Raw genomic sequence first — 10,204 nt, 5'->3', positions numbered from 1 at the left:
ATCCCCGGTCTTGGCCTGCCGCGGCGAGGCGTAAGGCCTCCCGATGCCGCCCCTATCCCGCAAAACCCAGGCTTGCGGCCCGGGTTCACCCTGGTTTCCGCCCTCGGGGCCTGGTCGCTACGGCGGAGTGGGATGTGGAGGAAGGCCGCGCACGAAGGGACGCCTCACCCGCGAAGGAGGGTAAAGAGCGCCCAGTGTTCCCGCAAGAGTTCGGGGTGCCACTGTACCCCTAAGAAAAGGGGATGGCCTTCCAGGATCACCGCCTCCACCAGGCCGTCGGGGGCCACGGCGATGGGCTTCAGGCCTCTCCCCAAGACCTTGATCCCTTGGTGGTGGTAAGAGTTCACCGGAAACGCCTCGGGGAAGAGGCGGGAGAGGGGGCTTTCCGCCACTTGGCGCACGCTGTGGGCAAGGGCGGGTGGGGGGCTTTTCTGGTAGTGGTCCACCTTGGTGAAACCCTGGGCCGGGAGGTCCTGATAGAGGCTCCCCCCCAAGGCCACGTTCATCACCTGCACGCCCCGGCACACCCCCAAGGTGGGGAGGCCCTTCTCTAGGGCGTAACGCGCCAGGAAAAGCTCGTGGTTGTCCCGCTCCGGGCTCACCTCCCCCAGCTTAGGGTGGGGCGTTTCCCCGTAATGCCTGGGGTCCACGTCCCCGCCCCCGGGGAGGAGGAGGCCGTCCAGGTGGGGGAGGATGCGCTCCAAGGCCTCGGGGGCCTGGGGGGGCAGGAGGACGTGGGCCAGGCCGTGGTGGGCGAGGGCCTGGAGGTACGGTTCCAGGACGCCGACGAATCTGTAAGCCATGAGGCCCTCCGTCTGCCGGTACTGGGTGGCCACACCGATGAGGCGCATGGGCCTAGATTAACGCCCCAGGCTAAGCCCAAGGGGGGCGCCGTTGCCCCGCCTTGGGCTGGGCGGGGTATGGGCCCAGGCTACCAGGTCAGGGTGGTTTGGAGCAGGGCCGTTTCCAGCTGCACCGGCCACATCCGATCCAGAAAAAGGGTGTGGCCGGGGAAGGTTTCTCCGGGGATGGGTCTGGCCGCGAGGAGGGCGCTTAGGGGTTGGTCCCCGGCGAAGGCGGTGGCCCTGAACTGGACCGCGCTTCCGGGGCTTGGAACCACCCCGGCCATCCCGGGGGCGGTCTCCACGTCCACGTGGTAACTGCTGGAGCTTCCCAGGGCTCCTGGGCTTACGAAGTGGCGCCAATAGCGGATTCCCGGCTCCCCTAGGAAGAGGGCGTAGCCAAGGAAGCCGAGGCCAGGGCTAAAGCCTCCTGAGGTTAGGTTGCTAAAGGTAGGGAGGGTGCTTGAGGTGTGGCTCTCGTTGCCCGAGAGGCTCAAGGGAGGCACGGAGAGGCTCAAGGAGGCGGAAGGGGCCACCGCGGGGTCATTGGCATCCTTGCGCTGGAGGGCGCAGCTAAAACCGTGGCAGGTCCAAAACTGGAAAAGATCGCCGGCCACGACGGGGGAGGGACGGGGAACGCTCTGGGTGCCTCCGGTCCAGGAGGCGAGGTCCAGAGGGACATAGCTGGCCAAGACCAAGCCTGCATAGGAGAAGAAGCCAGGAGGGGTGGTGGTGCTCAAGGTGCTCGTGGGCGTTAGGGAAAGGGGGCCCACGGTGGTGGGGCCGGTAATGTTCAGGGAGGCCAGCCGGCCAAAGTACAGCGTACCGGTACTGTCTTGGCCCAGCACGGCCACCTCCCTACCAGGCCCCAGGGGAACGGAAAGACCGCTGAAGCTGGTGGAGTTTGCGCTCACCTGTCCCCTGGCGGAGAAGGCCATTCCGGTGGTGAGGGCAGGCGTAAACGCTCCACTCACGTTGGCCGTGGCGTTGGCATAAGCGCTCGGGCAACGCACCAAGAGGTTGTTGCCAAGCTCGTTGCGCATGAGGTCTAGGCTCACGTAGAACTGGGTTCCACCCACATCGGGGCAGCGGAAGGCGATTTGGAAGCGGGCGGAGGGGAGTAGGGGAAGGCTCCAACTGGATTGGGCTACGGGGAGGGCGTTCCAGGGAAGGGAGCCGCTCGAGGGTGGGGGGCCCACCCGCCAGGCGGCCGCCAGGGGCTGGAGGGGTTCTCCTATTCCGTCCACCAGGGTCACGTTGAGGGGTTGGGGACCGCCCCCGCCGCAAGCGGTGAGGAGAACGAGGGGTGCCAGGAGCCGAAAGCGCTTCATCCTGACCTCCTATTGGCCACTAAAAATGGGGTTCACGTAACCCACCTTTACCTCGTCCAGGCCTACTTCACAGTGGAAAAACCCAGCGGGTGGGGTGTGCAGGGCGCCTAACCACAGGGGTAGCGCGTTGCTGGTGGCCCCACCTGGGGCGGTGAAGGTCCCTGCGGGGGCACCGTTCACGTAGAAAGTGCCACTGGTCCCATCCACCTTGACCGCCACTTGGGTCCAGGTGCCGCCGGAAGGGGGGGTAAAGTTGGCGGGGAGGGTTTGGCTGGAGAAAAACGTTTGGTTGCCCAAGCGGAAGGCGATCCTTGCCTGCCCTGCAGCTACCCCTTCCAGGTAGAGGGTATATCCATCCTGGCTAGAGGTGTCCCATTTGTCCAAAATCGGGTAATACGAGCCCGCTCCGCACTGGACCGGGGCCACATAGGCCTCGAGGTAGAGGCTCCCGTAAGAGAGGTTGAGGTCGGGGGTGGAAGGGACTTCCACCCAGGTGCTCCCATTCCCGGGGAAGTACAGGGCCCCCGCGGTCTGCCCGGAAACCTGCGTGGGGCCGCTGAACCCCGGCCAGGCCACCACGGCCCCGGGCTTGGGCGTGCCCTGGTTGAAGATGGGATTGGCCACCACGTCCTGTACCGAGGTTGCCCCGGGGGACTCATTCAGAGGCCAGTGGGCCTTGAGGCAGATGGGGGTGGTGCAGCTGGCCGTGGGACCGCTGCAGGCGAAGAGGAGGAGGGCCAAGGGAAGGAGTGTGAGATACCGGTTCATCCTTTACCTCCGAATGTCCTTCTTTTCTATCCCCCTAAGCTCCAAGGGGCCCACCTGCAGGTGGAGTACCGGGGGGAGCTGGGGGCGGTCCTCCACGCCGAGGTGGAGGAGAAGGGTTTGGCAGGGGGGGCACTCGATGGGCGTCCAGGTCGCCTCGCCGACCCTGAACTTGAGGGTTTGGCTCGAATCCCTGAGGTCCGTGGCCACCAGAACCCAATCGGGGTCCTCGCGGGTGAACTTGACCTCCAGGAGCCGCGGGGCGTCGGCCTTGGTCAATGTTGCCCCGCCAGCCGCTTGGCGCCAGTAGGCGATGCCCAGGGGCTCCCCGACCAGCTCTTCCAGGGAGCGGGCTTGCCGGAGCTTGGGGTTTTGGTAGGGCGCGAAGGCCACGGCCACGTCCTCCCGGAGCAGGATGGCGGGGGGCCATTCCACGTCAAAGGGCTTGGGCGAACCGCAGCAAGCCTGGCGCAGGCGCTCGGTGAAGGGGGTGGTGTCAAGGGTGCCGCTCAGGTCCTGCCCCGGCAGGTCGGAGGGGAAGGGCGCGTTGAGGTGGGCGACGCGGGTGGGGTTGAAGTACAGGCACCCGTCAAACACGTAGTACATCCCCCACTTTTTCCAGCTGAAGAGGGGTTTGCCTGGCGGGCAAAGGCCTCCCCAATCCAGGCCGGCGGTAACGCCTTGCGTGAGCCGAACCCCGGTTTGGTCTTTGCCCCCATACCAGGTCATCCGGTACCCCTCTTGCTCGGCGCCCCCGAGGTTGCCTTGATATCCGGCGCAACGCCTCCCGTCGCTGGTGCAGCGAATGACCACGGCCAGGGGACGGTCGCCCAGGACGCTTGGGTCCTGGGGGGGCTGCCACAGGCTGTGGGAGGCCACCAGCGTGATCCCATCGCTGTCCTGGATCAGGGTGAGGGAGCGAGGGGATTCCGCTTGAGGAGCTAGGCGGGCGGGCACGAGGTCGCCAAAGAGGCGCTCCGCTTCCTCAGCCAAGGGCAGGGCCGCCGCCCTGAGGCCATCTTCGGCTTGGGGCATCGCCTCCAGGGGGGCGGGACCGCCCTGCCCCCCGCAGGCGGCGAGCAGCCCCAGCAAAGGGCTCAGGCTTGCCAGAAGGAACGCTTTTTTCACCTTTATCCTCCTTTGAGGCGTGTGGCCTCAGGCGCAAGGGTAGAACGGGGGGTCTGAACGGGGCCTTAACGGCCCCTGAAGGGGCGGCGTAAGGCAAGGGAAGGCGGGGTCGCGAAGGCCCTCACGGCTTTACAGACAGGTCCAGCATTCCTTTACCAACCTCTTGGGGAGGAAAAGGCAGGGGCGTGGCGTACTGTTCCAACTGCGCCTGAAGCTGGGCAGGGGGGAGGGTGGGCTGGGCCCCAAGCCAAAGGGCCATGGCCCCGGCCACCAGCGGGGTGGCAAAGGAGGTGCCAGTGCAGGTGCCCATGGTCCCTCCAGGCTGGGTGCAGTTTAGGTCGGTTCCCGGTGCGGCCAGGTCCACGTAGGGGCCCCGGGTGCTGTAGGGAGCGGGGGCCCAGCTCCCTTGCGTGGCCTCGAGGGCCCCCACCGCCACCAGCCCCGGAAGATCGTAGGCTGCTGGATAGTGGGCGGGGCTTCCCTGGTTGCCCTGGTTTCCTGCGGCGGCGGCCACCGGTATGCCCTGGCCCAAGGCGGCCTGGAGCGCCAGCTTTAAGGCCTCCACCGGGGTGTCACCGCCCAGGCTGAGGTTCAAGACCGTGGGCCCCTGGTGGTTTGCCACCACCCAGCACACCCCCCGCACCACCCGGCTGGCCCGGCAGACCCCATTTCCATCGCAGACGCGCACGGGAACGATCTGCGCCCCTGGGGCCACCTCCAACACCAGCCCGGCGGCGCCGGTGCCGTGGCCACCGGGGAAGGCATCCTGGGGGGTGGTGTCCTCGTCCACGAAATCGTAGCCGGGGAGCTGCGGGATGGCCGCGTCCACCCCTGTGTCCAGCACGGCCACCCGCACCCCCTGGCCCCGGTGGCCCCGTTGCTGGGCCAGGTAGGCCCCCACCGCTTCCCCGCCCGAAACCCCGGAAAGGCTCCACAGGCTTTCCGGGTCCGCCTTGTAGCTGGGGTCCAGGGCTTCCAGCTCTTCCAGGGCCTTGCCCAGGGCCTCCCCGCTGTAGCCGAGCTCGGCCAGGGCGAAGCCGCAGGCCTGAAGGTCATCCCGGCGCAGGAGGGAAAAGCCCGTGGGAAGCGTAGGCGTGCGGCCGATGGGGAGGCGCAGGAGAACCCGGCTCCGGTCCACCTGGCCCAGCACCCCCAGGAGGGCTTGCGCCTCCCGCCCCCCCGCCACCACCCGCACCACCTGGGGACCGCCCGGCACCTGGGGCACCCGGAACCGCAGGGTGCGGCCCTCACGGGCCGTCACCGTGGCCGGAACGCCCCCTACGAGCACCTGTGCGGCCGTGGGGTCCAGGCCCGAGAGTTGCGCCACCACCTCTTCCCCAAGGGCGGCCCGTTTGGGCGAAAGGTCCAGGCTGGGGTTCACAGGCCCACAGGCCCAGAGCAGGAACAAGAGCAACCAGATACGTCCAGGCATGGCATGTCTCCTGCGTGCAAGGCACGCTGCAGCCGCTCAGGTCTAGGAGCCAAGCGGGCATGGCTAGGGCAGACTCACGCCCGAACCGCCCACGGTGTAGCTTCCGGTGGCGATGGCCTGGCGGATGTCCGTGGCGGCGCTGAAGGCGCTGGGGTCGGTGCTATCCAGCTGCAGGAGAGGGCTTGCGGAAAGCAAGGCGCTTACCGAAGCCTGCACGGTGCTCCCGGAGGCGAAGGGCGTGTAGCCGAGGATACCGGAAAGATTGGGGAAGCTGTAGGTGCTAACCGTGCCCAACCAGCCCTTCCCCAAGGTGGCCTGGTAAATGAGGGTGGAGTCCTCCAGCGCCAACTGGTAGGCCCTCAGGTTGGTCCCGCTGTAGCTAAGTCCGCTCACCGTTGGGTGGGGTGGCCCGCTTAGGCTGAGGCTGCCCGTGGGCCAGGGGCTGGGCAGGGCCAGGGGGATATTACCTCCGCCGCTACCCTTGTAAGCCTCAAGGACGTGGTGGCCTGCGCCCGCCACCGCCTGGGCCACGTAGCGGTCCCCCGCCCCAAATCCGCTCACTGGGCGGTAGGGAACGTTGGTGGCCGCCGTACCGCTGGCGAAACCCACCCGGCCCAGGCCTTGGTTGTCCTGGCTAAGGTAGGCGACGGATGCCGTGCCAAAGGTGGGGGTGAAGCCTGGGGGTAGGATGACGGTGAGGGAGGATGGGGCCAGGGTATCGGCGGCTGCGAGGACGACGGAGCTTGAGCCTCCACTGCTCACGCTTACGCTTCGTAACACCTTGGCTACCCTATAGTTCGTGGGGTTGCCTGCAGCGCTCACCGTGACCAGGAGGTCTTGGGTCCCCGCCGGGGCGCTCAGGACGACGGCAACCGGTGTGGAAGGGCTGAAAACGGTGCCTCCGGCGCTAAAGCCCTTCCCGCTCACCACCACGCTGTCACCCGAAGCGATCCCCGGTACGGCGGAGACGTCCACGTTTAAGGTGTAGTTCACCGTGCTCGGGCTCGCACCGCTACAGGTGATCTTGGGATTGCCGAGTTCCGAGACCGCCGCCTGAATGACGTGGACTTCTGTGGCCATTCCCGGCACCAGTGGATTGCAACGCACGGCCACGCCGTAGAGGGAGTTGCCGCTCAGGGGGAAGGTGTAGGTTTGGGTGCCCGAGGTGCTGGTGGTTAAGGCCCCCCAGGGCCCGCTGCCCAGCTGATACGCTGCCGCATAGCCGACGTTTTGGGCATCCACCACGGTGAGGGTGATGCTACTGGGGGGTGGGGGCGTGCCCCCCCCGCATGCGGCGAGGAACAGGACCAGGCTTACCGCGAACATCGCCTTGGGGTTTCGCATTCTTGCCTCCTCAAAGTGGGCCACGGCGAATGCCTTTAGAAAGGGGCTCCGCCGCAGTTGCTAGGACCCTAGCACGAGGGGTCTTAACGCGGTCTGAACGCTGGGCCCCAACATTTCTCTGCGCTTGTTCTTCCTTTCGCTAAGCACGGTTCACCCCGTTGGTCTATTGGCCCGAAAACGAGGAAAGCCGGTTCCGGTACCGCTCCGCCAGTTCCGTGTAGCGGGCTTCCTCCAAGAGGGCGATGGCCTCCTCCAGGTTGGCCCGTTCCCCGGTGAGTTCCGCCAGGTTAGCGAGCACCGCCGCCGTGAGCACCCATTCCTGGCTCGCCTGGGCCAGACGTAGGGCCTCATGGTAGGCGGCGCGGGCCTCCTCAGCCCGACCCTGGCGATGGTAAAGCGCTCCCAGGTTGTTCCAGGCTCTTCCCATGGCCTCCAGGTTGCCCTGGGCCAGGGCCAGGGACTCCCTATAGAGCCGCTCGGCTTCGGCGGTTTTCCCTTGGCGCTCCTTAAGCACCCCCAGGTTGAGGTAGATCCGGGCCCGAAGCCAGGCCCGGTCCCCCACGGCCTCGAGGACCTCAGCGAAGGCTCCCTCCCCTTCCCCCAGCTCTGCCAAGGCCACGGCTCGGTTGCCCAGGGCCCCCAGGTGCCTCACCTCCTCTCCTGCCATCAAGAACCGAACCGCTGCCCGACTGAAGGCCTCCGCCGCCTCTCGGAAGCGGCCTTGGGCCAGAAGGGCCATGCCCTGGAGGTTCAAGGCCTCCGCTTGGGGGTACAACCCCCCCTGGGAGGCGATCTCGGCCTCCGCTAGGGCCTCCGTAACGTGGCCGAGACGGAGCAGGACGCTCCCCCGAAGGGCGCTCCGTTCGGGACTTTGGGGAAGCTCCTCAAGAAGCTCAAGGGTTTCGCGGTAGCGGCCGAGCCGCTCCAAGGCGCGGGCCCGGAGGAAGAGGATTTCCGGTTCGGGGGCGAGCTCGGCCAAAAGCGCCAACGCCTGGTGCGGGGCTTCCTCCACCTGCCCGCGGGCGATGCTCAGAAGGGCCCTCTGCCCCCGGGCGACGTCGCTTGCCTCCCAGCACCCCCTGGCCGCTTGGTAAAGGGGAGCGGCCTCCTTCAGGGGGAGCCTGCGGGCCAGCTCTAAAGCAGCTTTGCGCCCCTCCAGGGTCATGGGGGCCTCGAGGGTCGGCTGGCCTTGGGCGTCCAGGAGGCCCCGGGCCATGAGGCGTTCCAGGGCTTCTGCCCTTAGCCCCATGAGCTCCACGGCTCGGGTTAGCCCCACGAGCTGGATGGCGAAGTAGGCCCGTTGGGCCTCGTGGTCCAGGGGCTCACTGGGGGCCATGTCCTCAGGGGGTTCGCCCGCCCCTGGCAGGCGCTCCACCTCCCGCAAGAGGGCGTCCGCATCTTCGGCTAGCCCCAGGGCATAAAGGGCGCCCGCCCGGCGGGCGTGGGCGCGCCAAAGGGCCTCGGCCAAGGCCTCGCGCTGGTGCCAGACCCACTCCTCCAACTCGGCGGGGAGTCCGTCGTCGGCCCCCTCTAGGAACCTGCCCCGGTAGAGGCTTCGGCCTTCCTCCAACCTCCCCTCCGCCAGAAGGGCCCGAAGGTGTAGGGCATCGCAGGGGACCTCGCTCCGGACCACCTCCCCGCCCACCACCGGCACTCCAACGGTGCGCAGCTGGGTGAGGGCGACGGAAAGGCTATTCATGGGGTCGCTGGCCTCGGGCCAGAAGAGTTCCGCCAGGTGGTGCCGGGAGCGGGGGCCTTCTAAGGCCAAGTAGGCCAGCAGGAGGAGAGGTTTTTTCTTCCGAAACCCCCTTGCTTGCGGGCCTTCCAGGGAAAGGGTTCCGAGTGTCCGGAGCATGGTCGGGTGGGGATGGGCTTAGTGTAGCGGGGCAAGGCCATCTTGGGAAGGGGAGGCGCGCCGTTCCGGCGTGGCCAGGGGGATAGCGCCGGTACCTCCGGGAGAGGACAGCCTTAAACTCAAGCCCGGGCAAGGCGGCTTGGAGCGTGGGCGGTGGATAGGCCCGAGTAAGCCCACCCTTTCCGGCGGCCACCTGGGGCATGGCCTGCTTGGGCGCGCCGGAGAAGGGGGGTCCGGGGGCTATCTGGGGAGGCCTCGGTTGGCCCAAGGGGGGAGGCGTGGGCTAGCCTGTAGTCCCCAACGCCTGAGTGCCGATGGGGCGGGCACAGTTTGCGGAGGAGGGCCTCGAGGGGAGTGGGTCTACCCCCGCGGCGGGGTGCGAGGGTTGTGGTTTGGAGGGAGCTAGCCCGTGCCCTCGGCCGCTGCCCACAGGCCCATGGGGAAGGGGCCCTGGGGTCTCCACGGGGGCTTCCTCGTTGCGGGGCCCGGGAGCGCCGTTGGAGCCCCGCCGACCAAGCCCCAACCCCCTCTGCGCTTTGCCCGGGACACCGGGGGGCGGGGATGGGGCAGGGGCCTGCCCTTACCCCTGCCTCCCGGACTGCGCTCGAGTCCTGGCGGGGGGGATGGATGGCCCTCCCGCAGGTCTGTAGCCACCGTTAGGGCGGTCGGCTTCCTGGGGGTGAGAAGGGCTTTCCTTCGCCATCGGGCGGTTTCGGATCGCGGTGCCCGCTGGTAGACTTGAAACATGGACCAAGTCAAGCCGATTGCCTTCCAGGCCGTTTTGCTGGTCCAGGGCGTGGCCTCTCCTCCCAAGGGGCCCTGTCACTTTCCCTCGGTCCAAGTGCTGGACCGGACGTACCTGGTGCCGAGCAGCAGCCTGGCCCCCAAGGCTCGGGCCAGCCTACCCGGGGTGCTCCAGGCTTTTTTGCGGCGGAATCCAAGCGGAGGACCGGTTCCAGTCCTGGTCAACCAAAGCGCCCATTAGCGCTTTGGGCCCTCCACCAGGATGAGGACCTAGGCCTGACCTTTCCCCCCTCCCACGATCCCCCAAGGAGGATGGGCTTTAGGGGAGAGAGGTCCCTCGGCACCTCCCGCCCAAGGAGGGGAAGAAAGAGGCCTACCCTCAGAACCCGCCAGGGATTGGCGCCAGGGGAGTTCCTTCCCTCGGTTGACCCCCGCTGGCTCCCCGGCGAGCTCCGAAGGCTGGGCTTGCCTTGCAAACCTCGTCTACGGTATACATCCTAGCGCCATGGGCAAGCGCGGCTTTCCCCGGCGAGAACCGAGCCCCAAAGAGGTCCTCACCCACTGCCTCCGCCTCGCCCAGGAGGTGGCCCCTCCCACCCCCACGGGCCGAAGGGGGAGACCCTGGCGCTACTCCCACGCCCTCTACCTCGCCCTCCTCCTAGGCAAGCTACGCTTCGCGTGACCCGCGCCTTCTACAAGCTCACCTACCGGAAAACCGAAGCCGTAGTCCAAGACCTGATGGAAGACCCCTTCCCCTCCCACC

General features: G+C 67.5%; 8 protein-coding genes and 1 pseudogene. 1 reads left to right on the top strand and 8 read right to left on the bottom strand.

What is annotated here, in order from left to right; genetic code table 11:
* Positions 1–164: 164 nt before the first annotated feature.
* The 8 genes and pseudogenes from L0D17_RS09345 to L0D17_RS09310 all read right to left on the bottom strand — a co-directional run.
* Positions 165–851, bottom strand: a complete 687-nt coding sequence (locus tag L0D17_RS09345) for a gamma-glutamyl-gamma-aminobutyrate hydrolase family protein (protein WP_243094896.1) — start codon at positions 849–851, stop codon at positions 165–167.
* Positions 852–931: 80 nt separating this feature from the next.
* Positions 932–2,173 (bottom strand): ArsR family transcriptional regulator, encoded by a 1,242-nt coding sequence (locus L0D17_RS09340; RefSeq protein ID WP_243094895.1) that lies wholly within the window; start codon positions 2,171–2,173, stop codon positions 932–934.
* Between the two features lie 9 nt (positions 2,174–2,182).
* Positions 2,183–2,941, bottom strand: a complete 759-nt coding sequence (locus L0D17_RS09335) for a LamG-like jellyroll fold domain-containing protein (RefSeq protein ID WP_243094894.1) — start codon at positions 2,939–2,941, stop codon at positions 2,183–2,185.
* Positions 2,942–2,944: 3 nt separating this feature from the next.
* On the bottom strand, positions 2,945–4,066 hold the full coding sequence (locus L0D17_RS09330; protein ID WP_243094893.1) for a hypothetical protein: 1,122 nt from the start codon (positions 4,064–4,066) through the stop codon (positions 2,945–2,947).
* Positions 4,067–4,187: 121 nt separating this feature from the next.
* Positions 4,188–5,498, bottom strand: coding sequence for a S8 family peptidase (locus L0D17_RS09325; protein ID WP_243094892.1), 1,311 nt, complete (start codon positions 5,496–5,498; stop codon positions 4,188–4,190).
* A 63-nt stretch (positions 5,499–5,561) separates the two neighbouring features.
* The gene (locus L0D17_RS09320) at positions 5,562–6,842 is read right to left on the bottom strand and encodes a peptidase S8 and S53 subtilisin kexin sedolisin (RefSeq protein WP_243094891.1); all 1,281 of its coding nucleotides are present in this window, start codon (positions 6,840–6,842) and stop codon (positions 5,562–5,564) included.
* Between the two features lie 163 nt (positions 6,843–7,005).
* Positions 7,006–8,697 carry a tetratricopeptide repeat protein gene (locus L0D17_RS09315; RefSeq protein ID WP_243094890.1) on the bottom strand — a complete coding sequence of 564 codons (1,692 nt, stop codon included), beginning with the start codon at positions 8,695–8,697 and terminating at the stop codon, positions 7,006–7,008.
* A 965-nt stretch (positions 8,698–9,662) separates the two neighbouring features.
* Positions 9,663–9,902 (bottom strand): annotated as a pseudogene (locus tag L0D17_RS09310) (IS200/IS605 family accessory protein TnpB-related protein); the annotation flags it as partial.
* Between the two features lie 44 nt (positions 9,903–9,946).
* Here L0D17_RS09310 and L0D17_RS09305 point away from each other — a divergent pair.
* A complete protein-coding gene (locus L0D17_RS09305; RefSeq protein WP_200883394.1) occupies positions 9,947–10,123 on the top strand; it encodes a hypothetical protein in 177 nt (58 codons plus the stop codon).
* Positions 10,124–10,204 lie beyond the last annotated feature (81 nt).

The sequence above is a fragment of the Thermus thalpophilus genome, assembly GCF_022760915.1.
In the GTDB taxonomy this organism is placed as follows: Bacteria; Deinococcota; Deinococci; order Deinococcales; family Thermaceae; genus Thermus; species Thermus thalpophilus.
Note: the sequence above shows the minus strand (reverse complement) of the source record. Positions and strands in the feature narration are given on the sequence as shown.